The organism is Janthinobacterium sp. LPB2021202312-11-4, assembly GCF_037049705.1.
Lineage (GTDB): Bacteria > Pseudomonadota > Gammaproteobacteria > Pseudomonadales > Pseudomonadaceae > Aquipseudomonas.
In genome coordinates this window covers 260,840-285,685 of sequence record NZ_JBAGKV010000001.1, presented here as the reverse complement: position 1 = coordinate 285,685, position 24,846 = coordinate 260,840, and the positions used below count along the sequence as shown (strand labels likewise).

28 protein-coding genes are annotated in these 24,846 nt (G+C 61.1%); 13 read left to right on the top strand and 15 right to left on the bottom strand.

Going from position 1 to position 24,846, the window contains the following annotated elements:
* Positions 1-187 precede the first annotated feature (187 nt).
* From V5E99_RS01285 to V5E99_RS01275, 3 genes are read left to right on the top strand one after another with little or no spacing between them, the layout of a single operon-like run.
* On the top strand, positions 188-1,057 hold the full coding sequence (locus V5E99_RS01285; RefSeq protein ID WP_499800318.1) for an HDOD domain-containing protein: 870 nt from the start codon (positions 188-190) through the stop codon (positions 1,055-1,057).
* Between the two features lie 42 nt (positions 1,058-1,099).
* Entirely contained in the window at positions 1,100-1,912 is an 813-nt protein-coding gene (gene mutM / locus V5E99_RS01280) for a bifunctional DNA-formamidopyrimidine glycosylase/DNA-(apurinic or apyrimidinic site) lyase (RefSeq protein ID WP_499800316.1), read from the top strand.
* Between the two features lie 54 nt (positions 1,913-1,966).
* Positions 1,967-2,293: a hypothetical protein gene (locus tag V5E99_RS01275; protein ID WP_499800314.1), complete on the top strand. Its 327-nt coding sequence runs from the start codon at positions 1,967-1,969 to the stop codon at positions 2,291-2,293.
* Between the two features lie 97 nt (positions 2,294-2,390).
* Here V5E99_RS01275 and V5E99_RS01270 read toward each other — a convergent pair whose 3' ends face one another.
* The 5 genes from V5E99_RS01270 to V5E99_RS01250 all read right to left on the bottom strand — a co-directional run bounded on the left by V5E99_RS01270 (position 2,391) and on the right by V5E99_RS01250 (position 7,140).
* Positions 2,391-2,642 (bottom strand): YfhL family 4Fe-4S dicluster ferredoxin, encoded by a 252-nt coding sequence (locus tag V5E99_RS01270; protein WP_048722619.1) that lies wholly within the window; start codon positions 2,640-2,642, stop codon positions 2,391-2,393.
* A gap of 169 nt (positions 2,643-2,811) precedes the next feature.
* Complete coding sequence (coaD, locus tag V5E99_RS01265; RefSeq protein WP_427632849.1) at positions 2,812-3,291, bottom strand: pantetheine-phosphate adenylyltransferase; 480 nt, start codon at positions 3,289-3,291, stop codon at positions 2,812-2,814.
* Positions 3,292-3,406: 115 nt separating this feature from the next.
* Entirely contained in the window at positions 3,407-5,002 is a 1,596-nt protein-coding gene (locus tag V5E99_RS01260; RefSeq protein ID WP_499800313.1) for a GMC family oxidoreductase, read from the bottom strand.
* Between the two features lie 133 nt (positions 5,003-5,135).
* A complete protein-coding gene (locus V5E99_RS01255) occupies positions 5,136-5,681 on the bottom strand; it encodes a hypothetical protein (RefSeq protein WP_499800311.1) in 546 nt (181 codons plus the stop codon).
* Between the two features lie 28 nt (positions 5,682-5,709).
* On the bottom strand, positions 5,710-7,140 hold the full coding sequence (locus tag V5E99_RS01250) for a coniferyl aldehyde dehydrogenase (RefSeq protein ID WP_499800310.1): 1,431 nt from the start codon (positions 7,138-7,140) through the stop codon (positions 5,710-5,712).
* Between the two features lie 147 nt (positions 7,141-7,287).
* Between V5E99_RS01250 and V5E99_RS01245 the strand changes: the two genes are divergently transcribed.
* Both V5E99_RS01245 and V5E99_RS01240 read left to right on the top strand, forming a co-directional pair.
* A complete protein-coding gene (locus V5E99_RS01245) occupies positions 7,288-7,959 on the top strand; it encodes a TetR/AcrR family transcriptional regulator (protein WP_499800309.1) in 672 nt (223 codons plus the stop codon).
* Positions 7,960-7,994: 35 nt separating this feature from the next.
* Positions 7,995-8,849, top strand: coding sequence for a sulfurtransferase (locus V5E99_RS01240; protein ID WP_499800308.1), 855 nt, complete (start codon positions 7,995-7,997; stop codon positions 8,847-8,849).
* 118 nt (positions 8,850-8,967) lie between these two features.
* Here the strand turns inward: V5E99_RS01240 and V5E99_RS01235 are convergent, their stop codons facing one another.
* Genes V5E99_RS01235 through V5E99_RS01215 form a run of 5 tightly spaced genes read right to left on the bottom strand, consistent with a single transcriptional unit; the run spans position 8,968 to position 14,322 of the window.
* A complete protein-coding gene (locus V5E99_RS01235) occupies positions 8,968-9,807 on the bottom strand; it encodes an AraC family transcriptional regulator (RefSeq protein WP_499800306.1) in 840 nt (279 codons plus the stop codon).
* A 4-nt stretch (positions 9,808-9,811) separates the two neighbouring features.
* Entirely contained in the window at positions 9,812-10,810 is a 999-nt protein-coding gene (locus V5E99_RS01230; RefSeq protein ID WP_499800304.1) for a hydrolase, read from the bottom strand.
* Positions 10,811-10,866: 56 nt separating this feature from the next.
* Positions 10,867-11,484, bottom strand: coding sequence for a 16S rRNA (guanine(966)-N(2))-methyltransferase RsmD (gene rsmD, locus V5E99_RS01225; RefSeq protein ID WP_499800302.1), 618 nt, complete (start codon positions 11,482-11,484; stop codon positions 10,867-10,869).
* Entirely contained in the window at positions 11,484-12,974 is a 1,491-nt protein-coding gene (locus V5E99_RS01220; protein ID WP_499800299.1) for a M16 family metallopeptidase, read from the bottom strand. The genes rsmD and V5E99_RS01220 overlap by 1 nt, the downstream gene beginning before the upstream one ends.
* The gene (locus V5E99_RS01215) at positions 12,967-14,322 is read right to left on the bottom strand and encodes a M16 family metallopeptidase (protein ID WP_499800297.1); all 1,356 of its coding nucleotides are present in this window, start codon (positions 14,320-14,322) and stop codon (positions 12,967-12,969) included. Before V5E99_RS01215 ends, V5E99_RS01220 begins: the two co-directional genes overlap by 8 nt.
* Positions 14,323-14,665: 343 nt before the next feature.
* Between V5E99_RS01215 and ftsY the strand changes: the two genes are divergently transcribed.
* The 4 genes from ftsY (at position 14,666) to rpoH (ending at position 18,820) form a co-directional block, all read left to right on the top strand.
* A complete protein-coding gene (gene ftsY / locus V5E99_RS01210) occupies positions 14,666-16,165 on the top strand; it encodes a signal recognition particle-docking protein FtsY (protein ID WP_499800295.1) in 1,500 nt (499 codons plus the stop codon).
* Positions 16,162-16,833 carry a cell division ATP-binding protein FtsE gene (ftsE, locus tag V5E99_RS01205; RefSeq protein WP_054044439.1) on the top strand — a complete coding sequence of 224 codons (672 nt, stop codon included), beginning with the start codon at positions 16,162-16,164 and terminating at the stop codon, positions 16,831-16,833. Before ftsY ends, ftsE begins: the two co-directional genes overlap by 4 nt.
* Positions 16,830-17,852, top strand: coding sequence for a permease-like cell division protein FtsX (gene ftsX / locus V5E99_RS01200; RefSeq protein ID WP_499800292.1), 1,023 nt, complete (start codon positions 16,830-16,832; stop codon positions 17,850-17,852). The genes ftsE and ftsX overlap by 4 nt, the downstream gene beginning before the upstream one ends.
* A 113-nt stretch (positions 17,853-17,965) precedes the next feature.
* Positions 17,966-18,820 (top strand): RNA polymerase sigma factor RpoH, encoded by an 855-nt coding sequence (rpoH, locus tag V5E99_RS01195; protein ID WP_003176698.1) that lies wholly within the window; start codon positions 17,966-17,968, stop codon positions 18,818-18,820.
* A gap of 182 nt (positions 18,821-19,002) precedes the next feature.
* On the opposite strand, the gene mtgA is transcribed toward rpoH, so the two are convergent.
* Positions 19,003-19,725, bottom strand: a complete 723-nt coding sequence (mtgA, locus tag V5E99_RS01190) for a monofunctional biosynthetic peptidoglycan transglycosylase (RefSeq protein ID WP_499800289.1) — start codon at positions 19,723-19,725, stop codon at positions 19,003-19,005.
* Between the two features lie 74 nt (positions 19,726-19,799).
* Here mtgA and V5E99_RS01185 point away from each other — a divergent pair, with 74 nt between their 5' ends.
* From V5E99_RS01185 to trmB, 4 genes are all read left to right on the top strand, one after another.
* Complete coding sequence (locus V5E99_RS01185) at positions 19,800-20,171, top strand: DUF423 domain-containing protein (protein WP_201198306.1); 372 nt, start codon at positions 19,800-19,802, stop codon at positions 20,169-20,171.
* A gap of 169 nt (positions 20,172-20,340) precedes the next feature.
* A complete protein-coding gene (thiS, locus tag V5E99_RS01180; protein ID WP_499800286.1) occupies positions 20,341-20,541 on the top strand; it encodes a sulfur carrier protein ThiS in 201 nt (66 codons plus the stop codon).
* Positions 20,542-20,601: 60 nt separating this feature from the next.
* Entirely contained in the window at positions 20,602-21,396 is a 795-nt protein-coding gene (locus tag V5E99_RS01175; RefSeq protein ID WP_008068101.1) for a thiazole synthase, read from the top strand.
* Between the two features lie 9 nt (positions 21,397-21,405).
* Entirely contained in the window at positions 21,406-22,131 is a 726-nt protein-coding gene (trmB, locus tag V5E99_RS01170) for a tRNA (guanosine(46)-N7)-methyltransferase TrmB (protein WP_499800284.1), read from the top strand.
* 123 nt (positions 22,132-22,254) lie between these two features.
* Here trmB and V5E99_RS01165 read toward each other — a convergent pair whose 3' ends face one another.
* Genes V5E99_RS01165 through V5E99_RS01150 form a run of 4 tightly spaced genes read right to left on the bottom strand, consistent with a single transcriptional unit; the run spans position 22,255 to position 24,830 of the window.
* Positions 22,255-22,578: a DUF3392 domain-containing protein gene (locus tag V5E99_RS01165; protein WP_499800282.1), complete on the bottom strand. Its 324-nt coding sequence runs from the start codon at positions 22,576-22,578 to the stop codon at positions 22,255-22,257.
* A 22-nt stretch (positions 22,579-22,600) separates the two neighbouring features.
* Positions 22,601-23,806 (bottom strand): radical SAM family heme chaperone HemW, encoded by a 1,206-nt coding sequence (hemW, locus tag V5E99_RS01160; protein ID WP_499800281.1) that lies wholly within the window; start codon positions 23,804-23,806, stop codon positions 22,601-22,603.
* On the bottom strand, positions 23,803-24,399 hold the full coding sequence (gene rdgB, locus V5E99_RS01155; RefSeq protein WP_499800280.1) for an RdgB/HAM1 family non-canonical purine NTP pyrophosphatase: 597 nt from the start codon (positions 24,397-24,399) through the stop codon (positions 23,803-23,805). Before rdgB ends, hemW begins: the two co-directional genes overlap by 4 nt.
* Positions 24,396-24,830 (bottom strand): DUF4426 domain-containing protein, encoded by a 435-nt coding sequence (locus tag V5E99_RS01150; RefSeq protein ID WP_499800279.1) that lies wholly within the window; start codon positions 24,828-24,830, stop codon positions 24,396-24,398. Before V5E99_RS01150 ends, rdgB begins: the two co-directional genes overlap by 4 nt.
* Positions 24,831-24,846: the final 16 nt, after the last annotated feature.

Genomic DNA, 24,846 nt, shown 5'->3' with positions numbered 1-24,846 from the left:
GACGTCGCTCCGGAAAAAAGAGCGGGAGTATAGCGTGTTGCGACTGTTGATAGGCTGGTGAGTGACATGTGGCGAGGGGGCCGCCTGATCCAGGGTAACAAATGAAATTTTCGGCGATCTGCCGGGCAATGTGTCGGATCCAAGTTTTTAAAGGTTAGAATCCCCGCCTGTCCCAGAGTGTGTACTTATGTCCCAAGAGCTGAGTTCCGAACAGATTCAACAGTCCCTGCAAGGCATCAGCGTGCCGCCCCAGCCGCAGATCATGGTGGATCTGCAGATGGAGCAGTACATGCCCGATCCGGACCTGGAAGTGATCGCGAAACTGATTGCCCAGGACCCGGGCCTCTCCGGGGCACTGCTGAAAATCGTCAACTCGCCTTATTACGGCTTGAGCAACAAGATCGCCTCGATCCAGCGGGCGGTGAATCTGTTGGGCAGCCGCTCGATCATCAACCTGATCAACGCGCAGTCGATCAAGGGTGAGATGAACGACGACACCATCGTCACGCTGAACCGGTTCTGGGACACCGCTCAGGATGTGGCGATGACCTGCCTGACCCTGGCCAAGCGCATCGGCTCCCAGGCCGGCGACGAGGCGTATGCCTTGGGTCTGTTCCACGACTGCGGCGTGCCGCTGATGCTCAAGCGATTCCCCGATTACATGAAAACCCTGGAAGAGGCTTATGCCAGCGCCAGCCCTGAATGCCGGGTCGTGGACACCGAAAACCGTGTGTTCAACACCAACCACGCGGTGGTCGGTTACTACACCGCCAAGTCCTGGCGCCTGCCGGAACACATCACCGCTGCCATCGCCAATCACCACAATGCCCTGGCGATCTTCACCGATGAGTCTTCGCGCAATACTCAGCTGAAAAACCTGCTGTCGATCCTGAAAATGGCCGAACACATTTGCGCGTCTTACCGAGTGCTGGGCAACCAGAACGAAGACCATGAGTGGAACAGCGTCGGGCCGTTGGTGCTCGATTACGTCGGCCTCTCGGACTACGATTTCGAAACCCTTAAACAAACGATTCGTGACCTCGGCGCTCATCACTGAGGGCCGGGTATTTGCTGATTGAGCGTCTGATTCGAGAGCCTCATGCCTGAACTGCCAGAAGTCGAAACCACCCGTCGCGGCATCGCGCCGCATCTGGAAGGCCAACGGGTCAGCCGGGTTATCGTGCGCGACCGGCGCCTGCGCTGGCCGATTCCCGAAGACCTGGATGTGCGCCTGTCCGGCCAGCGCATCGTGCTGGTGGAGCGGCGCGCCAAGTACCTGTTGATCAATGCCGAGGTCGGTACGTTGATCAGCCATTTGGGCATGTCGGGCAATTTGCGGCTGGTGGAAGTCGGCACGCCGGCGGCCAAGCATGAGCATGTGGACATCGAGCTGGAATCGGGCCTGGCCCTGCGTTACACCGACCCGCGCCGGTTTGGCGCGATGCTCTGGAGCCTTGATCCGCTCAATCACGAATTGCTGATTCGCCTGGGGCCGGAACCGTTGACCGACCTGTTCGACGGCGAGCGTCTGTTCCAGCAATCTCGCGGGCGTTCGATGGCGGTCAAGCCGTTCATCATGGACAACGCGGTGGTGGTGGGCGTCGGCAATATTTATGCGACGGAAGCGCTGTTTGCCGCCGGCATCGACCCGCGCCGCGAAGCCAAGAGCATTTCCCGGGCGCGCTACCTGAAACTGGCGATCGAGATCAAACGCATCCTCGCCCATGCGATTGAGCGAGGCGGCACGACGTTGCGCGACTTTATCGGCGGCGACGGCCAGCCGGGCTACTTCCAGCAGGAACTGTTCGTCTATGGCCGTGGCAGCGAGCCGTGCAAAGTCTGCGGCACGGAGTTGCGCAGTGTGAGCCTGGGCCAGCGCGCCAGCGTCTTTTGCCCACGCTGTCAGAGCTGATCCGCCCGACGGTCTATAGTCAGTGTTCTCACTGCCTAGCCGAAGGACCGTGCCATGAATTCGTTTCGAACCCTTGTCGTCGTTTTGCTGCTGAGCGCCGGGCTGCCGGCGTTGGCGGCTGAAAGCAGTGGCAGTGGCGACCCGCGTTACACCATCCAGAACCCACCGGCCTACGCCATGATCGGCGACTTGCTGATTGCCCGACCTTTGTTGGTTGTGGCGACGGTGATTGGCGCGGGGGTGTTTGTGGTGTCGTTGCCGTTTACCGCGCTCGGTGGCGGGGTTGGCGATGCGGGGCAGGCGTTGGTGGTTGACCCGGCGAAAGCGGCGTTCGTTCGATGCCTGGGGTGTACCGGGGAAGGGTTTGAGCAGCGGGAGTGAAGAGGCAAGAGCAAAAGATCGCAGCCTCCGGCAGCTCCTACAGGATTAATGCGATCCCCTGTAGGAGCTGCCGAAGGCTGCGATCTTTTAAGGCCTATCAAGCCTTCCCGGTAATGACCCGATACTTGGCCATCAACTGCTCTTCCGTCTCCGGATGGGCTTCATCCAGCGGAATGCAATCCACCGGGCAGACCTGTTGGCACTGAGGCTCGTCATAGTGACCGACACACTGCGTGCACAGGTTCGGGTCGATCACGTAGATCTCTTCGCCTTGGGAAATGGCAGCGTTCGGGCACTCGGGTTCGCAGACGTCGCAGTTAATGCAATCGTCGGTGATGATCAGGGACATGCTAACTCCAGCCAGGGCGGCAGGCCCGGGCGCAATAAACCAATGCGCGCAATTGTGCCGCATTGGCGCCCGCAGTGCACGCGGGCGCGATCAAGGGCAGGGGATCGTGGTCTGCGGTGGCTGCAAAAATTGTGGCGTTAGCCCAAAAGATCGCAGCCTTCGGCAGCGCCTACTTCTTGAAGCGTTCGGTGAGGGCGTCCGCCACGGCGGGGTGGACGAACTTGGTGATATCGCCGCCCAGGGCTGCGATTTCACGCACCAGCGTCGAGGAAATAAACGAATAACGTTCGGAAGGGGTCAGAAACAGGCTTTCCACGTCCGGCGCCAGTTGGCGGTTCATGTTGGCCAGCTGGAATTCGTACTCGAAGTCCGACACCGCACGCAAACCACGCAGGAACACGTTGGCATTCTGCTCTTTGGCAAAGTGCGCCAAAAGCGTCGAGAAGCCGACGACTTCAACGTTGGGCAGATGTTTAGTGACCTCGCGGGCCAGCTCCACGCGTTGTTCCAGAGGAAACAACGGGTTTTTCTTCGGGCTGGCGGCGACGGCGATGATCACGTGATCGAACAGGCGCGCGGCGCGTTCGACCAGATCGCCATGGCCCTTGGTAATAGGGTCGAAGGTACCTGGGTACAACACTCGGTTCATCGCGTCGTCCTGGCGGGAGTCCGTTGGGGAGTCGGATGGTATCGCAGCCTTCCCGGTCGGGAAAGTCGCCTGTTGGGTAAGAAAGCACTATAGACGATGGGAATAATCCGGTTTTTCATGGGTTTTTCAGACGATCCGCCAGGGAAGTCGCCAATTGCGCGGTCAGCCCGTACACCGACAATTGCGGGTTTGCGCCAATGCTGGTGGGGAACAGCGAGCCGTCGTGGATCGACAGATTGCTGATCTGATGATGTCGGCCAAGGCTGTCGGTCACGGCGTTTTTCGGGTCTTCACCCATCGCACAACCGCCCATCACATGGGCACTGCCCAGCCGGGTGCGATACAGCTCAAGACTCAGACCATCGATCAGGGTCCGGGCTTCGGCGAGGGTTTTCACGTAGCGCGCATCAGCGTGCATTGGCATGACGGCTTTGGCGCCACCGGCGAACTGGATCTCGGCCATGCTGTGAAACGCCCGGCGCAAGCCGTCCCAGGCGTAGGCTGAAACCTGATAGTCGAGCACCGGTGTGCCGTCGCCGCGCAACTCGACACTGCCGCCGGGGCTGTCCGGGTGAAAACCGTCGCGCAGCAATGCCAGCATGGCGTGGGTGTGGGGCAGGTTTTCCATGTGCTGGGAATTTTCCTTCCCGAAGCCGCCAAGCAATGTCGCGGCCAAGGCCGGTTGCAGCGGCGGAACTTCGAGCTTGTAGGACATTTTTCCGGTGGTGCCGTCCTGCCATTGGAAATGGTCGGAATAAATCGACTGCGGCGCCCCGTAGAACGGATTGATCACCTCGTCGAACAGCCCGGCGGACATGTTGACCAAATGCAGGAACGTCCTCGTACCCAGTCGTTTGTGCGGGTCAGGCGCATCGGAACGCAACAGCAGCGCCGGGCTGTTGATCCCGCCGCCGGCCAGCACGTAATGCCGCGCCTTGACCGTGATCGTGCGCCCCGTCGGCGCGACGCAACGCTCGTCCATCGCCACGCAATTGAGGCCTGTGACTTTGCCATCCTTGATCGAGAGTTTTTCGGCGCGAGCGAGGTAAAGCAGCTCGCCGCCCTTTTCCAGGGTCGCCGGAATGGTCGTGACCATCATCGATTGCTTGGCGTTGGTCGGGCAGCCCATGCCGCAATAGCCGAGGTTCCAGCAGCCGCGCACGTTGCGCGGGATCACATGCCAGCTATAGCCGAGTTGCTCGCAGCCTTTACGGATCACGTCGTTGTTGGCGTTGGGCGGAACCATCCACGGCGCGACGCCCAGGCGTTGTTCCATTTTTTCGAACCACGGCGCCATCTCGGCCGGGCTGTGGCCTTTGACGTTGTGTTCCCTGGCCCAGTGTTCGAGGGTCGGGTCCGGGGTGCGGAAGCTCGAGGTCCAGTTGATCAGCGTGGTGCCGCCCACCGCCCGTCCTTGCAAAATGGTGATCGCGCCGTCCTTGCTCATGCGGCCGATGCCTTCCTGGTAGAGGCTGGCGTAGGCCTGGTCTTCGAGCATCTTGAAGTCGCTGCTGGTCTTGAGCGGGCCCTCTTCGATCAGCAACACTTTGTAGCCGGCGGCGCTGAGGATTTCCGCGGTGGTGCCGCCGCCGGCACCGCTGCCGATGATCGCCACGTCCGCTTCCAGGGTCAGGTCCTGGGTCAATTGCGCGCCGTTGTAGGTTTTCCAGCCACGGGCCAGGCCTTCGCGAAACGGATCAGGTACGGGCATGTTCAGGCTCTCTTCTTATTTTAGGTTCAGTGGTGAGGCGGCTGGCGCCATCGCGGGCAAGCCTTGCTCCTACACAGGTTTACGCGAGCCCTTGTAGGAGCAAGGCTTGCCCGCGATGGCGTCGCCGCAAGTCTCAAACCGTAGGCGGCCCGGGATACCCGCAATGCGCCCACGACTCCTTGCGGCTGTACCACGCCATCATCACCAGTTGCAGCAACGAACTGTGGCCCATGCGCAGCAGGCTCAACGAACTGTTTTCCCAGCGCTCCAGAAAATGCCGGATCTCATCGCCACTGGCGTTTTCCCAACTGCCCCAGATCCCGGTCAGCGGCCCGCGCGTCACCGCCATCCCCAGCACATCGAACAATTGCCGGGTCAGCTTGAGCATTTCCGGCGACAGGTGATTGAGGCCGCTGTCGAGGTTTTTCAGCGTGCCATCCACCGCTGCCAACATGTGTTCGCTGACCACGGCGCCATCGAGCATCACCGGGATCAGCGCCCGTAAAAACAGCAGATCGCCGCTGCGCAGGATCGCAAACCCGTTGGCCGGGAGGCTGGAAGAACAGCCGCTGAGGCTCGCCCCCAACCCGGCCGTGGCCAGAAACGCCGTGGCGCCGAGGCTGAATTTGAGCAGGCCGCGCCGTGACAGCGCGGGTGTATCGGACAGGCTTGGGCTCATTATTGTTATTACCCGGCGGTGAGGATCGTTAGCGGATAAACAGCTTCTTAATCAGTTTCTGGATCGCTTTGCCGTAGGGCGGATAAATCAACTTCGCCGCGTTGAAGCGCTGTTTGATCAGCACACCTTTGGCTTTGCTGAAGGTCAGGAAACCTTCGTGGCCGTGGTAATGACCCATGCCCGACGCACCGATGCCGCCGAACGGCATGTCGTCCTGGGCGACGTGCAACAGCGTGTCGTTCAGGCACACGCCGCCGGAATGGGTTTCATGGAGCACGCGGTTTTGCTCGCGCTTGTCGTAGCCAAAGTAGTAAAGCGCCAGAGGACGAGGCCGATCGTTGATGTAGGCAAATGCCTGGTCCAGATCGGTGTACGGCACGATCGGCAGCACCGGGCCGAAGATTTCGTCCTGCATCACCGTCATGTCGTCGCTGACATTCAGCAACAGGCTATGGCCCATGCGCCGGCCCTGGCCCTGGTCGAACAACGGAATCAGCAGCGCACCCTTGCTGGTGGCATCGCTGAGGTAGCCGTTGAGCCGCGCCAGTTGTCGGTCATTGATGATGGCGGTGTAGTCCGGGTTGTCGGCCAGTGTCGGATAAAACCCGCGAACCGCTTGGCGATAGGCTTCGACGAACGAACCGACACGCTCCTCCGGCACCAGCACGTAGTCCGGGGCCACGCAGGTTTGCCCGGCGTTGAGGGTCTTGCCGAAAGCGATGCGTTCGGCGGCGTCCTTGAGCGGCACGTCGCGGGAGACGATGGCTGGGGACTTTCCGCCCAGCTCCAGGGTCACCGGTGTCAGGTTCTCGGCCGCTGCGCGCATCACGTGTTTGCCGATGCTGGTGGCGCCGGTGAACAGCAAATGGTCGAAGCGCAGCCGGGAGAACGCCACGCCGACATCGGCCTCGCCGAGCACCACGCAAACCAGGTCTTGCGGGAAGATTCGGCCGAGCAGTTCCTTGAGCAGCAAACCGGTGGCGGGGGTGGATTCGCTGAGTTTGAGCATCACCCGGTTACCCGCCGACAACGCCCCCACCAACGGGCCGATGGCCAGGTACAACGGATAGTTCCAGGGCACGATCACGCCGACCACGCCCAGCGGTTGATAAACGACTTTGGCTGAGGCCGGTTGAAAGGCAATGCCGACTTTGCGCCGCGACGGTTTCATCCAGCCTTTGAGGTGTTGGCTGGCGTAATGAATGCCGTGCAGGCTCGGCATCAGCTCGGCGAGCAGGGTTTCATCGGCACTGCGGTGGCTGAAATCCTGGCTGATGGCGTCGATCAAGGCCTGGCGTTCAGCGCTCAACAGATCGCGCAATGCCTTGAGCCATTGCTGGCGCTGACCGGCGGTTGGCATGGGGTTGGCGGCATACGCGGCGCGTTGCCCGTCGAACAAGGTCTGGAGCTCGTCCAAAGGCTGCTGTAGGTTCTGCAGGTAGGCGATGTCGGCACTCATTGGTCGGCTCCGGAATTATTGTAATGAGGGACTTTTTAGAGTCTATGCTCTAGAAAGTCAAATGACATCCTGACGCAGCTTTGTTTTATCCCTTCGCGGATAGGTCGTAAGATGCCCGTCACCGCACTCTGAATTAAAGCTCAAGCCATGGCCCCCAGGATCAAAACCAGCGAGCGCATCGTGCAGAACAGCCTCGAGCTGTTCAATCAGCAGGGCGAGCGCAGCATCAGCACCAACCATATCGCTGCCCACATGGAAATTTCCCCGGGCAACCTGTACTACCACTTCCCCAACAAGCAGGCGATCATCGCCGTGTTGTTCAGTGAGTACGAAGCCCTGGTGGACAGCTTCCTGCGCCCGCCGCAGGGCCGCGCGGCCACGGTCGAGGACAAGCGCTACTACCTCAAGGAGCTGCTGGCGGCGATGTGGCGCTACCGGTTTCTGCACCGCGACCTCGAACACTTGCTGGAGAGCGATCCCGATCTGGCCGCCCGTTACCGGCGCTTTTCCCAGCGCTGCGTGATTCAGGGCTCGGCGATCTACGTCGGGTTTGTCGAGGCCGGCATCCTGAGCATGGACCACGTGCAGATCGAATCCCTGACCATCAATGCCTGGATCATCCTCACGTCCTGGGTGCGTTTTCTGTGCACCACCCGGGAAAATTCCAATCACCTGAGCGAACAGGCGATCAAGCGCGGCGTGTATCAGGTGTTGGTGCTGGAGGCCGGTTTCGTCACCGATCAGGCACGGGATGAGGTCAATGCGCTGTTCGAAGAGTTTTACGTGCCACTGGCCCAAGCCCTGGAAGAAGTGCAGTAGGATCAACCCCCCCGACTTAAACACAGGAGCCCGTTATGCCCATTGCGCAACTGATCAGCCCGCAAGCACTGGACCTGAAAAAGGAGCAGCCGGGGCTGGTGATTCTGGATTGTCGTTTTGCCCTCGAAGACCTGGATTACGGCCAGCGCAGTTATGCCGAAGGGCATATCGCCGGCTCGAGCTTTGCCGATCTGGAGCGTGATTTAAGCGGGACGATCATCAAGGGTGTGACCGGGCGCCATCCGTTGCCTGAACCCGAAGCCTTGATCGAACGCCTGCAAGCCTGGGGCATCAGTGCCGAGAGCGAAGTCGTTTTGTACGACGACGGTCCCGGTGCCTTTGCGGCGCGGGCCTGGTGGTTGCTGGCCTGGCTGGGCAAGCGCGATGGTGTGTTTATCCTCGATGGCGGGCTCAAGGCCTGGCACGCGGCCGGGCTGCCGTTGAGCCTGGATGCGCCGTCCGTGTTGCGTGGCACCTTCAGCGGCACGCCGGATGCTTCGTTGTTGCTCAGCGCCGAGCAACTTCAGCAACGCCTCGGCCAACCGGCGCTGACCTTGCTCGACGCCCGCGCCTTGCCGCGCTTCAAGGGTGAGGTGGAACCGATCGATCCGATTGCCGGGCACATCCCCGGCGCGCAATGCGCGGCGTTCACCGACAACCTGGGCAGCGACGGGCGTTTCCTGCCGGCGGATCAGCTCAAACAGCGCTTTGCGGCGAAACTCGGCGAGCGTTCGCCGACGGAGTTGGTGGCGTATTGCGGCTCCGGCGTGACCGCGTGCCACAACCTGTTTGCGTTGTGCCTGGCGGGTTATCCGTTGGGATCGTTGTATGCCGGGTCGTGGAGCGAGTGGATCAATGAGCCGGGGCGGGGGATTGCGACCGGCGAATAACCCATATCCCTGTAGGAGCGAGGCTTGCCCGCGAAGGCGGCGGATCAGTCGATATTAATGTTGGCTGACCCACCGCCTTCGCGGGCAAGCCTCGCTCCTACATTGGCCTGCGCCAGCCTTAATTCCTGAAAGATGTTCGGGCGCTGCGATACGCCCCCGGCCCAACCCCGTAAACCTGCTTGAACTGCCGGCTCAGATGACTCTGATCGGCAAACCCCAACTGCGTCGCGACTTCCAGCGGCAGGCAACCGCCCTGTAACAAGGCCCGCGCCCGGGCGATGCGTTGTTGCATCAGCCAGGTATGCGGCGGCATGCCGGTGGCGCGGCGGAATACTCGGGCGAAGTGGAAGGGCGACAGGTTCACCGCCGCCGCCAGTTCTTCCAGCGAGGGCGGCGCCGCCAGTTGCGAGTGCAGCAAATCCTTGGCCTGCGCCACCGCCCGATGCTCCTTGCCGGGTTGGCCGGCAATCGGCACGGCGGCGTGACGTTGCAACAGCAACAGCATCATTTCTCGCCAGACCGTCTGCTGTTGCAGCGCCGTGGCCGGGCTCTCCAGCAACCGATGCAACTGGCAGAAACCGTTCACCAGATCCGGATCGCGATACAACGTGGCGCCGAACGCCGGCAATGCGTTGACCGGCAATTCCAGTTCGGCCAGCAGCGAAACAATCTGTTCGCTATCAGGGTAAAACGCCCGGTACAACCAGCCGTCCTCCGTGCCTTTATGGCCGGTGTGCAATTCATCGGGGTTGATCAACACCAGCGTGCCGCTGCCCGCCAGGTGTTCGGCGCCGCGATAGCGATAGCGTTGGGCACCGGCCATGATCATGCCGATCACGTAACCATCGTGCACATGGGGGGCGAAACGATGTTCGATGTAGCGCGCCGACAGCAACTCGACCCCGGCCAGCGGCGCCGTTTGCCAGAACCGGATCGACTCGCCTTGATCGGCGTCCATGGCCTTACCCGCGACCTGCGGCAGCGAGCCATTGGGGGATGCGCCGTTCCAGGTAATAACCCGGTTGCCGGAACGAGCCGTCGACGAAGCCGACATGCCCGCCCTTGGCCTGCAATTCGAATTCGGTGGACGCCGACAATTCATCGGCCAGCGGCAGGCTGTGAGGGAACACGAACGGATCGTCCGCCGCCTGAATGATCAGGGTCGGCGTGCGAATTTCACCGAGGAAGTAACGGCTGGAGGCGCGGCGATAGTAATCCTCGGCGTCGGCGAAACCATGCAGCGGCGCGGTGACCCGGCCGTCGAAATCCCAGAAGGTGCGCATGTTTTCCAGTGAGCCCAACGCCGCCAACTCAGCCAGGCCTTCCTCCCGTCCGTCATGCTGGAACTGGCGTTGCTTGTTCTTGATATAGGCCACCATCTCGCGCATGAAGTGCGCCTGATAGACCTTGGAAAACCCTTTGCCGATGCGGTCGGCGCATTGATCGAGCCGAAACGGTACCGAAACCGCCACCGCACCGAGCACGCCGCTGTCACTGCCGGTTTCGCCCAAGTGTTTGAGCAACACGTTGCCGCCCAGGGAGTAGCCGACCGCGTACAACGGCGCGAGCGGTCGCTTGGCTTTCAGATGCTGGATGGCTTCGGCCAGGTCTTCGCTGGCGCCGGAATGGTAGCTGCGCGGCAACAGGTTCGGTTCGCCCGAACAGCCGCGCCAGTTCAGCGCGACGCTGGCCCAACCGTTGTCACCGAGGACTTTTTGCAGGCCGGCCACGTAAGGCGAGTTCGACGAACCGGTCAGCCCGTGCAGCACCAGCACCAACGGCGCACTGGCACTGTGCGGGCCGTGCCAGTCGAGGTCGAGAAAGTCGCCGTCATCGAGCCACAAGCGTTCACGTTCACGTTCGATATGCGTGGTTTTGCGCCATAACGGCCCCCACAAGGTTTGCAAGTGCGGGTTACTGAGGCCGAAGGCCGGGGTGAAGCGTTCTGGCGGATGGGGCACGATGGTTCTCGATGCAACGGTGCGCAACCGGTGCGCACCTTTATCAGGCTAGTCGATTATTCAGCGATCTTTGCCGTACGTTGCCACAACGCGTAGTAAACCCGTCCGGATTTCTGCTCCCGGTGCAGGCGCCAGTTGCCAGGCAAACCCAGCACCGACGGGGCGTTTTCGCTTTCGGTGTAGATCCAGGCGTCGTCGGCCAGCCACTGACGCTCTTCCAGCAATGCACAGACGCCCGGCAACAGGTTCTGGTTGAACGGAGGGTCGAGGAACACCACGTCGTAAGCGGTCGCCGCCTGGGTTTCCAGATAGCGCAACGCGTCGGCGGTCTGAACCTGGCCGGTGGTGCAGCGCAGGGTGCCCAAGTGCTCCTTGATGCTGGAAACGGCGATGTTGCTCGCATCCAGCGCCTGACCCATAGCCGCGCCACGGGACAGGGCTTCGAGGAACAGCGCGCCGCTGCCGGCGAACGGATCGAACACCTTGGCCCCGGCGACGTACGGGGCGAGCCAGTTGAACAGGGTTTCACGCACCCGGTCCGGCGTCGGGCGCAGGCCCGGTGCGTCAGGGAAACTCAGCTTTCGGCTGCCCCATTCACCGCCGATGATGCGCAGTTGGTTCACACCGTTATGGACGTTGTGAACAGGCTTTTTAGGACGCGATGGACTGGCCATTAATGCTCCGGAACCCCGAGCGGCTGCTCGGTGGGTTTATCAGATGGGGCCGGTAACGGCTTTTGCGGCACGGTCGGGCCAGCGGTGACGATGACCATTTTGTCCGCGCTCAAGTGTTTGTTCAGTGCAGTTTTGACCTGCTCGACCGTCAGGCTCTGGGACTGTTGCATGAAGTCCTCCAGATAACTCAGCGGCAGGTTGTAGAAACCCATGGCGCCAAGTTGGCTGACGATATCGGCGTTGCTGGCGGTGGACAGCGGGAAGCTGCCGGCCAGTTCACGCTTGGCGTCGTCGAGTTCTTTCTGGGTCGGGCCGGTTTTGAGGTAGTCGGCGAGCACGTCCTGCACCAGTTTCAGGGTGCCTTCGCTCATCTCGGCGCGGGTTTGCAGGTTGATCATGAACGGCCCGCGCGCCTGCATCGGGGTGAAGCCCGAATACACGCCGTACGCCAGGCCACGCTTCTCGCGCACTTCGCTCATCAGACGCGTGCCGAAACCACCGCCGCCGAGGATCTGGTTGCCCATGGACAGTGCCGCGTAGTCCGGGTCATCGCGGTCGATGCCCAGTTGCGCGAGCATCAGGTTGGTCTGCTTGGACGGGAACTCGATGTGGCCGATGCTGGCTTTCGGTTCGGTCGGCTGCGGAATCTTCGCCAGGGCAGGGCCTTTTGGCAGGGCGCTGGAGACTTGCGCGGCAATCGCCTCGGCCTCGGCGCGGGACAAATCCCCCACCAGTGCAATCACCACGTTGCCGGCGGCGTAGGCTTTCTCGTGGAAGGCCTTCAATTGCGCCAGGGTGATCGCCGGAACGGTTTTCGCCGTGCCGTCGCTGGAGTTGGCGTAAGGATGATCGCCGTACAGACGCTTCATCAGTTCCAGGCCCGCGAGTTTGCCGGGGTTCTGCTTCTGGTATTCGAAACCGGCGAGCATCTGGTTTTTGATCCGTGCGAACGAATCGGCGGGGAAGGTCGGTTTGCCGATGACGTCGCAGAACAGCTTCAAGGCAGGCTCGCGTTTGTCCGCAGCGCTCAAGCTGCGCAACGACGCAATCGCCATGTCTTTGTAGGCACCGTTGCCAAAGTCTGCGCCCAGGCCTTCGAAGCCCTGGGCGATGGCGCCGACATCTTTACCGGCCACGCCTTCGTTGAGCATCGCGTTGGTCAGCAACGCGAGGCCCGGTGCATCGCCGTCCTGGCTGCTGCCGGCGGCGAAGATCAGGCGCATGTCGAACATCGGCAGCTCCCGGGCTTCGACGAACAACACCTTGGCGCCTTCGGCGGTGGTCCAGTTCTGCACGTTCATGTTGCGATGGCTCGGGGCCTTGCCGTCGAGTTCGGCCAAAGATTGCAGCTTCTGGCTGGTCTTGGCCTTGTCGAGGGCTTCGCTGGCCTTGGACTCATCGGTCCTGGAAAAATAGAACGCGGCCGAGCCGATCAGGGCGACGGCGATCAGGCCGATCAGCGGTAGACGAGATTTTTTACGCTCACTCATGAGTCGTCTCCAGTGGCAGTACATGGGCGACGCTGAGACGTTCGCGGGTGAAATACAGCTTGGCGGCTTTCTGGATGTCTTCCGGGGTCACGCTTTCGAGGTCGGCGAGTTCGGTATCCATCAGTTTCCAGGACAGGCCCACGGTTTCCAGTTGACCGATCGAGGTGGCTTGGCTGGTGATCGAATCACGCTCGTAGACCAGGCCGGCAATCACCTGCGCTCGCACGCGCTCAAGCTCTTCAGCCGATGGCGCCGTGGTTTTCAGTTGTTCGAGCAGTTTCCACAGACCGGCCTCGGCCTGGGCGATGGTTTTCTTTTTCTGGGTGTTCGGGCTGGCCGACAGGGTGAACAGGCTGTCGCCACGGGTGTAGGCGTCGTAGCTCGACGAACCGCCGGACACCAGCTCTTCGCCGCGCTCCAGTTGTGTCGGGATGCGACCGCTGTAGCCGCCGTCGAGCAGGGCTGAAATCAGGCGCAAGGCGTTCACCGAGCGTTTGTCTTCGGCGGTGGCGATGCTTGGCACGTTGAAGGCCAGCATCAGGCTCGGCAGTTGGGTCTGCACATGCAGGGTGATCTGCCGCTCGCCAGGCTCGGCCAGTTCCAGCGGGATTTTCGCCGGTGGCACGTCGCGCTTGGCGATCGGGCCGAAGTAACGCTGGGCCAGGGTTTTGACTTCGTCCGGGGTCACGTCGCCGACGACGACCAATGTCGCGTTGTTCGGCACGTACCAGGATTGGTACCAGTGGCGCAGCTCTTCGACCTTCATGCGGTCCAGGTCCGCCATCCAGCCGATGGTCGGCGTGTGATAGCCGCTGGCCGGGTAGGCCATGGCCTTGAAGCGTTCGTAAGCCTTGGACATCGGCTTGTCGTCGGTGCGCAGGCGACGTTCTTCCTTAATAACCTCGATCTCGCGGCTGAACTCGTCGGCCGGCAATTTCAGGTTGGCCATGCGGTCGGCTTCCAGTTCGAAAGCCACGCCCAAGCGATCCCGGGCCAACACTTGGTAATACGCGGTGAAGTCGTCGCTGGTGAAGGCATTCTCTTCAGCGCCGAGGTCGCGCAGGATCAGCGAGGCTTCGCCGGGGCCGACTTTCTCGCTGCCCTTGAACATCATGTGTTCCAGGGCGTGGGACAAACCGGTCTGGCCTGGGGTCTCGTAGCTGGAGCCGACCTTGTACCAGACCTGAGAAACCACCACCGGCGCACGATGGTCTTCGCGCACGACGACCTTCAAGCCGTTGTCGAGGGTGAATTCGTGGGTGGGCTGTGGATCGGCAGCCAGGGCCGAGAGGGGCAGACAAACTGTGCTGAACAGCAGGCCTGCAGCGCGGCGGGCTAGAGCATTCATTCGTTTTTTAAACCTGTTGGGCTGCCCGCTTGTTCTTAGCGTCAGCGGGCGAGAGGGTGCTAGGATAACGGTCCGTTTTACTGGCGGCCACGCCTGTGAGCCTTTTATCGGTCCGCAGGTTGTATGGGTTCTCGGCAGAAGCTTTGAGTTTGTCAGCTAGACTCTGCGTTTTCGCCGACGATGCCGGTCCAGTCCTTCGTATTAGTCGACCTTTGAGGTGCCGTTGGCCCTCGACAAAATGTTGCGCGTGAACAAGCTGGGTCAATCGCAGTCTGTTCTGCATCGAATATTTATTTGCCGGGGCGCCCTTTGGCGCGTCGCTACCGTGAGATAGCCGTCCTCCATGTTTGGTTCCAACGACGACAAGAAGACCCCAGCTGCGGCTGGCGAGAAGAAAAGCCTGTTCGGATGGCTGCGCAAAAAGCCGCAGGAAACCGTCGTCGAACAGCCACAGCCACTGCCTGAGCCAATTCCTGAGCCGGTAATAGTAGAGGAGCCGGCACCGGTTGTTCTGTCGATTGCCGAGCCGGTGCTGCAACCGGTCACCGAGCCTGAGCCTGAGCCTGAGCCGCAAGTCGAAGTCGTGGCCGAGTCGCCTGTGACGCCAGCCGCTACGCCTTGGCTGACATTGCCAGTGGCGGAAGAGCCGGTGGCGTTGGTCGAAGACGAGCAGGCGCCGCATGTGACACCGCCGATTCCGGCGCCGATTGCGCCGGTTCATGTGCCGGTTGTCGAGCCAGTTGTCGTGGCCGAGCCTGCACCGGTTGTTCCTGAGCCTGTGGTGCCCGCGTTCGTTGCCCCGGTGGCGCCGATTGTTCAAGCGCCGGCACCCGCACCCGTCATCGCGCCGGTTGTTGCTGCTCCGGTCGTCGTCGAAACCCCGGCCGAGCCGCCGCGCACCGAGGAAACCAAAGCCGGTTTCTTCGCCCGCCTCAAGCAAGGCCTGTCCAAGACCAGCGCCAGCATCGGCGAAGGCATGACCAGCCTGTTCCTGGGCAAGAAGATCATTGATGACGAACTGCTCGAAGACATCGAAACCCGTCTGCTGACCGCCGACGTTGGTGTCGAAGCGACATCTGTGATCATTCAGCGCCTGACCCAGAAAGTCGCCCGCAAAGAATTGGCCGATGCCGACGCGCTGTACAAATCCCTGCAAGCGGAACTGGCGGCGATGCTCAAGCCCGTCGAGCAACCGCTGAAAATCACCTCGCAGAACAAGCCGTTCGTGATTCTGGTGGTCGGCGTCAACGGCGCCGGCAAAACCACCACCATCGGCAAACTGGCGAAGAAGCTGCAACTGGAAGGCAAGAAAGTCATGCTCGCCGCCGGTGACACTTTCCGCGCCGCTGCCGTGGAGCAATTGCAGGTCTGGGGTGAGCGCAACAAGATCCCGGTGATCGCCCAGCACACGGGCGCCGATTCGGCTTCGGTAATCTTCGATGCCGTGCAGGCCGCCAAGGCCCGTGGTATTGACGTGCTGATCGCCGACACCGCCGGTCGTCTGCACACCAAAGACAACCTGATGGAAGAATTGAAGAAGGTTCGTCGAGTCATCAGCAAACTTGACGTCGACGCGCCGCACGAAGTGCTTTTGGTGCTTGACGCCGGTACTGGCCAGAACGCCATCAACCAGGCCAAGCAGTTCAACCAGACCGTGCAGTTGACGGGGCTGGCGCTGACCAAGCTCGACGGCACCGCCAAGGGCGGGGTGATCTTCGCCCTGGCCAAGCAGTTTGGCCTGCCGATCCGCTACATTGGCGTCGGTGAAGGCATCGATGACTTGCGTACCTTTGAAGCAGAACCCTTTGTCCAGGCATTGTTCGCCGAGCGGGAGCGTTCATGATTCGTTTCGAACAGGTCGGTAAACGCTACCCGAACGGTCACGTCGGCTTGCATGAGCTGAGCTTTCGAGTCCGTCGGGGCGAGTTCTTGTTTGTCACCGGCCATTCCGGCGCCGGTAAAAGCACGTTGTTGCGGCTGTTGCTGGCCATGGAGCGTCCGACCACCGGCAAGTTGCTGCTGGCCGGGCAAGACCTGGGCACTATCAGCAACGCACAGATTCCTTACCTGCGTCGGCAGATCGGCGTGGTGTTCCAGAACCACCAGTTGCTGTTTGATCGCACGGTGTTCAACAACGTCGCGCTGCCCTTGCAGATCCTCGGCCTGTCCAAGCCCGAGATCGCCAAGCGGGTGGATTCGGCCCTGGAGCGCGTGGCGCTCTCGGACAAGACCGATCTGTACCCTGGCGACCTGTCCACCGGCCAGCAACAGCGCGTCGGCATTGCCCGCGCCATCGTTCACCGCCCGGCCTTGCTGCTGGCGGACGAACCGACCGGTAACCTCGATCCGCGTCTGGCGGCCGAGATCATGGGCGTGTTCGAAGACATCAACCGTCTGGGCACCAGCGTACTTATCGCCAGTCACGACCTGGCACTGATCGCCCGCATGCGTCACCGCATGCTGACCTTGCAGCGCGGCCGATTGATCGGCGACGGGGAGGCGGGCGTATGAGTGCGACACGCAGTCCCAAGGTTTCCGAGCGCGTAGCCCCGAAGGCTGCCGATCCGCAACCGCAGAAGAAAAAACGTGACGATGACGACGGCCCGGACTTTTCCACGCTGCTGCGCGCCTGGATTGAAAGCCATCGCGCCAGTCTGGTGGATAGCCTGCGCCGGTTGGGCAAACAGCCGATCGGCAGTTTTTTCACCTGCATGGTGATGGCGGTGGCCCTGAGTTTGCCCATGGGGCTGTCACTTTTGCTAAATAACGTCGAGCGGCTGGGCGGGTCTTGGCAGCGTGCGGCGCAGATTTCCTTGTATCTGGACCTCAATGCCAGCCCGGAGCAGGGTGAGTCGTTGCGCGAGCAGATCAAAGGCATGCCCGGCGTCGCGGACGCTGAATATGTTGGCCGCGATCAGGCGCTGGAAGAGTTTCAGCAGCAGTCAGGCCTGGGTGAGGCGCTCAAGGAGCTGCCGGAAAACCCGCTGCCGGGCGTGGTGCTGGTAACGCCGAACGAGGTCGATAAGCCGACGCTGGAAGCATTAAGACAAAAACTTTCCGAGTTGCCGAAGGTACAACAGGCGCAACTTGATCTAGTCTGGGTCGAGCGTCTGGCGGCCATCCTCAAGCTGGGCGACCGGTTTGTCTTCGGTCTGACTGTGCTTTTGGTGTCTGCATTACTTTTGGTGATAGGCAATACCATTCGTCTTCATATTGAAAACCGTCGCACAGAGATAGAAGTGATTAAACTCGTCGGCGGCACGGACAGCTATGTGCGCAGGCCCTTTCTGTACATGGGCGCGTTATATGGCTTCGGTGCGGGGATTCTTTCCTGGGGCGTATTGGCGTTCGGCCTTAACTGGTTGAACGACGCAGTGGTTGGTTTGGCCGGCTTGTACGGCAGTAATTTTGCGCTGGCCGGAGTGCCAGTTGCCGATGGTCTGTCGCTCTTGCTTGGCGCGGTGCTGTTGGGTTATATCGGTGCATGGATTGCAGTCGCACGCCATCTCAGGGAGCTGGCGCCGAAGTAGTATCTTTTTGCGCGTATTGACCTTTCGGTTTCTAAGGGAACTTGTTCAACGGTTTCCGGTCAATTTTCGCAGTGCTGAACTGCACGAGTTATGTAAGTCGGAGGTTTTTTCGTATGACCACTTCTTTGCAACCTGCTTATGCTCTGGTCCCAGGCGCAAACCTGGAAGCCTATGTGCACACGGTGAACAGCATTCCATTGCTGACACCGGAGCAGGAGCGTGAACTGGCCGAGAGTCTCTATTATGAGCAGGATTTGGGGGCGGCTCGGCAGATGGTGCTCGCCCACCTGCGTTTTGTTGTACACATTGCCCGTAGCTATTCCGGCTACGGCCTGGCCCAGGCTGACCTGATCCAGGAAGGCAACGTTGGCCTGATGAAGGCTGTAAAGCGCTTCAACCCGGAAATGGGTGTGCGTCTGGTTTCGTTCGCTGTGCACTGGATCAAGGCGGAAATTCACGAGTTCATCCTGCGCAACTGGCGCATCGTGAAAGTCGCGACCACCAAGGCCCAGCGCAAGCTGTTCTTCAACCTGCGCAGCCAGAAGAAACGTCTGGCGTGGCTGAACAACGAGGAAGTCCACCGCGTGGCGGAAAGCCTCGGTGTAGAGCCGCGGGAAGTGCGCGAGATGGAAAGTCGCCTGACCGGCCATGACATGGCCTTCGACCCGGCCGCAGAAGCGGACGACGACAGCGCTTTCCAATCGCCGGCCAACTATCTGGAAGACCACCGGTACGACCCGGCTCGTCAACTGGAAGATGCCGACTGGAGCGACAACTCCAACCACAACCTGCACGAAGCGCTGGAAGTGCTGGACGACCGCAGCCGTGACATCCTCTACCAGCGCTGGTTGGCTGAAGAGAAAGCCACGCTGCACGACCTGGCGCAGAAGTACAACGTGTCGGCCGAGCGTATTCGTCAGCTTGAGAAAAGCGCGATGAACAAGCTCAAGTTGTCGATCGCCGCCTAACCGGCGAACCGGCAATAAAAAACGCCCCGATCAGAGATGATTGGGGCGTTTTTGTTTGTGCCATCTACACAAACCCCTGTAGGAGCGAGGCTTGCCCGCGATGGCGTCGTGTCAGTCGATGATGATGGTGCCTGACACGACGCCTTCGCGGGCAAGCCTCGCTCTACAGGGGGCGCGTCAAATTACTGAGCCCACGGCGCCCGCCGCGAATCGTTGAGGCCCAGCAAATAGCTGTCGCCCCCCAACTGACTCATCTGTTGCCGAATCCACCCGGCCCGGCGTGCGACGTAGTTGGTCGGATGGCTAGCGCTCCACACCCGTGGATTGGGCAGTACCGCAGCCAGCAAGCTCGATTGCTGGCGACTCAGGCCTTTAGCGCTGACACCAAAGTGATGCCGGGCCGCCGCCTCAGCGCCAAACACCCCGTCATCCCACTCAACACTGTTCAGATAGACCTCAAGAATCCGCTGCTTGGGCCAGAACACTTCGATCAACCCGGTAAACCACGCTTCCAGACCTTTGCGCAGCCAGCTGCGGCCGGACCATAGAAAGAGGTTTTTCGAGACTTGCTGGCTGAGCGTACTGGCGCCGCGAATCGAGCCGCCGAGTTCGTTGTGGGCCAAGGCTGCCTGGATCGCCCCGAAGTCAAAACCCCAGTGCTCCGGGAATTTCTGGTCCTCGCCGGCAATCACCGCGACTTTCAGGTCATCGGAGATTTCATCCCAGGGTTTCCAGGTGCGTTGCAGGTCGATGGGCTCGCCGTCGAACCAGGATTCGACTTTACGCTCAACCATCAGCGCCGTGCCCGGTGGTGGCACCACGCGAAAAATCAGCACGAGCACGATGCTGCCGCCCGCGAACCAGAGCAGGGCCTTCGTGAAACGACGGAAAATTAAACGCAGCATAGAGATGGCTTGGCCGAACCCGTTGAGCGGGCCATTATACAGACCCTGTTGATCGAGTCTGACTGGAGTTCTTCATGCTGCGTGGCTTTCTGATGCTGGCCGCTTTCTTCGGCTTCACCGGCGTGGCCCTTGGTGCGTTCGCCGCCCATGGCTTGAAAAACCGCCTGACCCCCGAATACCTTGCGATTTTCCACACCGGCGTCACCTATCAACTGGTGCACACCCTGGCGCTGTTGGGTGTGGCGCTGCTGGCCACGCAGATTCCAGGTCGCCTGATCACCTGGGCCGGCGCCTCCTTTGCCATCGGCATCTTGCTGTTTTCCGGCAGTCTGTACCTGCTGACCATCACTGGCGTGAGCAAGCTTGGCATCATCACGCCGTTTGGTGGCCTGGCATTCCTGGTCGGCTGGTTCTGCCTGGGTCTCGCAGCTTGGCGGTTGACCTGACCCTGTAGGAGCTGCCGCAGGCTGCGATCTTTTTATCTTCAAAACCCAAGATCAAAAGATCGCAGCCTGCGGCAGCTCCTACGGGATTGTGTTTCAAGACGAATGGCTTGGGTCAATCTGACCGATCGGGCTAGAATGCCAGCCCCTAAAAATGATGGCGGCTTCTTGCATGCGCATTCAGTTGAACGGCGAATCCCTTGAACTGCCCGACGGTGAAACCGTTGCGGCCCTGCTGACCCGTCTGGAACTGACCGGACGCCGGGTGGCGGTCGAACTCAATCTGGATATCGTCCCGCGCAGCCTGCATGCCGACACTACCCTGAACGACGGCGACAATGTCGAAGTGGTGCACGCCATCGGCGGCGGCTAGTCGCCCGGCCCGCAAGGGCACAGAATTCTGCAAGAACCTCACCCCTACAGAGGATTTCCCATGAGCATCGTTCGTAGCGACAAGCCCTTCGTCCTGGCCGGTCGTACTTACCAGTCGCGTTTGCTGGTAGGCACCGGCAAGTACCGCGACATGGAAGAAACCCGCCTGGCCATCGAAGCCTCGGGTGCCGAGATCGTCACCTTCGCCGTGCGCCGCACCAACCTGGGCCAGAACCCGGGCGAGCCGAACCTGCTCGAAGTCCTGTCGCCGGATCGCTACACCTTCCTGCCGAACACCGCCGGTTGCTTCGACGCCACCGAGGCCGTGCGCACCTGTCGCCTGGCCCGTGAACTGCTCGGCGGCCACAACCTGGTGAAGCTGGAAGTGCTGGCCGACCAGAAAACCCTGTTCCCTAACGTGATCGAAACCCTCAAGGCCGCCGAAGTGCTGGTCAAGGAAGGTTTCGACGTGATGGTCTACACCAGCGATGACCCGATCATCGCCCGTCAACTGGCGGAAATCGGTGTTATCGCGGTCATGCCGCTGGCCGGCCTGATCGGCACGGGCCTGGGGATCTGCAACCCGTACAACCTGCAGATCATCCTCGAAGAAGCCAAGATCCCGGTGTTGGTGGATGCCGGTGTCGGCACTGCATCCGACGCCACCATCGCCATGGAGCTGGGTTGCGAGGCGGTGCTGATGAACTCGGCCATCGCCCACGCCCAGCAGCCGATCATGATGGCTGAAGCCATGAAACACGCCATCGTGGCAGGTCGCCTGGCCTACCTCGCCGGCCGCATGCCGAAAAAACTCTATGCCAGCGCCTCCTCGCCGCTGGATGGTCTGATCAAGTAAGAGCCATTGATGACTGAATCAAACGAAACGCCTGTCCAGCCGGAAGAAGGCGAAGAGCGCCAACACCGCCGCATCAAGAGTTTTGTGATGCGCGCCGGGCGCATGACTGAAGGCCAGCAAAAAGGCCTGGAGCAGGGCACGCCGCTGTTCGTCCTGCCACTGGCCGATGCGCCGGTGGACTTCGATCAGGTGTTCGGCCGCTCGGCGCCGCGCTCGCTGGAAATCGGTTTCGGCATGGGGCATTCGCTGCTGGAAATGGCTGCGGCTTCGCCGGAACAGGATTTCATCGGTGTGGAAGTTCACCGTCCGGGTGTGGGCGCGCTGCTCAATGGCGTGCTGACCCAGGGCCTGACCAACCTGCGGGTCTACGATTGCGATGCGATCGAAGTGCTCAACAATTGCGTGGCCGACAACAGCCTCGATCGCCTGATGCTGTTTTTCCCGGACCCATGGCACAAGAGCCGTCACCACAAGCGCCGTATCGTTCAAGCGTCGTTCGCTGAACTGGTGCGCAGCAAGTTGAAGGTTGGCGGCATTCTGCACATGGCCACCGACTGGGAACCGTACGCCGAGTACATGCTGGAAGTGATGAACGTCGCGCCGGGTTATCGCAACCTGGCCGAAGACGGCAAATGCGTGCCGCGCCCGACCGAGCGCCCGATCACCAAGTTTGAACGCCGTGGCGAACGTCTTGGGCATGGCGTGTGGGACCTGAAGTTCGAAAAGCAGTCCTGAGCGACCTGAAACCCGTAGGAGCGAGGCTTGCCCGCGAAGAACGATGACGCGGTGTGTCTGTCACACCGCAGCGTCTTCTTCGCGGGCAAGCCTTGCTCCTACGGGTTTTTTTGTGCCTGGGGTTCAGCGGCGGTCAGCCACTACGCCGATCAACACCAGCACCACCAACAACACCGGCGCCAGGCTGTAGTTGTTGAACTGGCTCAAGCCGCGAACGATCCACGGCGTGGCGTAGATCAGGGCGAGGCCGCTGCCGATCATGCACAACAGCGCCATCAGCGGGACGCGCAAGGCGCCGGCGATGCTGCCCAGGCGTTGTTCGACCCAGCCTTTGATGTCCGCGCCGAACAGCACCAGCAGGCAACCCACCAGCGCCAGAGAGATTTCCGACAGGTTGCTACGGCTCCAGCGGGACACGGTGGCGAGCAGGTCGAGGATCAAATCCATTGGTTTTCCCTTAGGGCTGAAATCAGCTCAGAAATGTCTGCAGCAAGTCATTGAGAAACAGTTGTCCGCGCTCGGTGGCCGCCAGACGTGACGGTTCGACCTGCAACAAGCCGCTTTGTTCGGCTTCCCGGCGACCTTCGGCGAGGCTTTCCAGGGGCAGCCCGGTGCGCTCCGGATACACGCGCGATTCCACGCCTTCCGTCAGGCGCAAAGCGTTCATCAGGAACTCGAACGGCAGTTCGTCATTGGTCAGGGCTTTCTCGCCGGCCTTGAAGCTTTTGGCCGGGTTCAGATAGTCCTTCGGCAAACGGGTTTTCCAGGTGCGGACGATACGCCCGTCCGGGTGACTGAGCTTGCCGTGGGCGCCGGCGCCGATGCCGATGAAGTCGCCGAAACTCCAATAGTTGAGGTTATGCCGCGCCGGACGACCGGGCTGGGCATAGGCCGAGACTTCGTATTGCGCGTAACCGTGTTCGGCCAGCAGCGCCTGCCCAGCTTCCTGAATGTCCCACAGCGTGTCGTCTTCCGGCAGCGTCGGCGGCTGGTTCCAGAACACCGTGTTCGGCTCCAGGGTCAGTTGATACCAGGACAAGTGGGTCGGCTTCAGGGCGATGGCCTGGCGCAGGTCGCTCAGGGCGTCGTCCAGGGACTGATCCGGCAAGCCGTGCATCAAGTCCAGGTTGAAGTTGTCGAACCCGGCCTGACGGGCCATGCCGGCGGCACGCACCGCCTCGTCACCGTTGTGAATCCGCCCCAAGGCCTTGAGTTTCTCTTCCTGAAAGCTCTGGATGCCGATCGACAAGCGATTGATGCCCAGCGCCCGGTAAGCGACGAACTTCTCTTGCTCGAACGTCCCCGGATTGGCTTCCAGGGTGATTTCGATGTCGCTGGCAAACGTAATCCGTTGTTCCACACCTTTGAGCAACCGGCCCAACGCCTCGGCGCTGAAAAGGCTCGGCGTGCCGCCGCCGAAGAAAATCGAGCTCAGCTCACGGCCGTAGACCGCGTGCAGATCCTGATCAAGGTCGGCCAGCAACGCGTCGACATACTCTTCTTCCGGCAGCACAGGGCTGGCGGTGTGGGAGTTGAAGTCGCAATAAGGGCATTTGCGCACACACCACGGGATGTGGATGTACAGCGCCAGGGGCGGCAGCACCGGCAGCGCGGCCCGTGGCGCTTGTGCGCCGCCGCCGAAAATCAGCGGTGACGCGGATGATTCATGGGTCATATCAAGCCTAGACGCTGGCGCAGCAGATCCATTGCACGGGCGCGGTGGCTGATGAGGTTCTTTCCGCTAGGGCTCAACTCGGCGCTGGAGCAGTCGCGTGACGGCACCCAGAACAGCGGGTCATAACCAAAGCCGTGCTCACCGCTGGCGGCGTGCAGGATGCGCCCGTGCCACAGGCCTTCGCAGAGAATCGGCAACGGATCATCGGCGTGGCGCACCAGCGCCAGGACGCAGACAAACTGCGCGCCGCGCTCGGCTTCCGGTACGTCTTTCATGGCGTCGAGCAGCTTGGCGTTGTTCGCCGCATCACCCTGGCCGTCGGCGTAACGGGCCGAGTAGATCCCCGGCGCGCCACCGAGGAAATCCACCGCCAGCCCTGAATCATCGGCCAGCGACGGCAAGCCGGAGATGCGCGCCGCGTTGCGGGCCTTGAGGATGGCGTTCTCGACGAACGACAGGCCGGTTTCTTCCGGCTCGACGTTGCTGAACTCGCCGATCGAGCGCAGTTGCACCGATGTGCCGAGCATGGCCTGGAGTTCCTTGAGTTTGCCGGCGTTATGGCTGGCCAGTACGAGTTGCGTGAAGTTCATCATTCGCCGGGGAAAAGCTCTTGGTTGAAATTGATGGTGTTGATCTTGTCGCCGTTCTGCACCTTGATCTCAAAGGTGCGGACTTCCTGCTGATCGACCGGGTATTGCGCGATGTAGTAGACCGCGCCTTGTTCGGTGATCTGGCGGAAGCTCAGGGGCACGGTTTTGCTGGTCAGGTCTTTGACCGTACCGCTGACTTGAGCGATCAGCGGTTTGCCGTCCTTGATGACCGACACGTTGATCACGCCCTGGTTTTTGCTGCGGATCAGTTCGGCTGCTTTGGCGATGTCCGGTTGCAGGAACGTCGAGTTGAAGGTGTTGTAGTGCACCGTCACGTCACCAAAGGTTTCCTGGCGCTCGCTCTTGATGATTTCGGCAGCCATGGCGGTGACGCTCAGGCAGGCAGTAAGTAGAAACAGTGCTAGACGACCCATGATCGTTCTCCTTGAA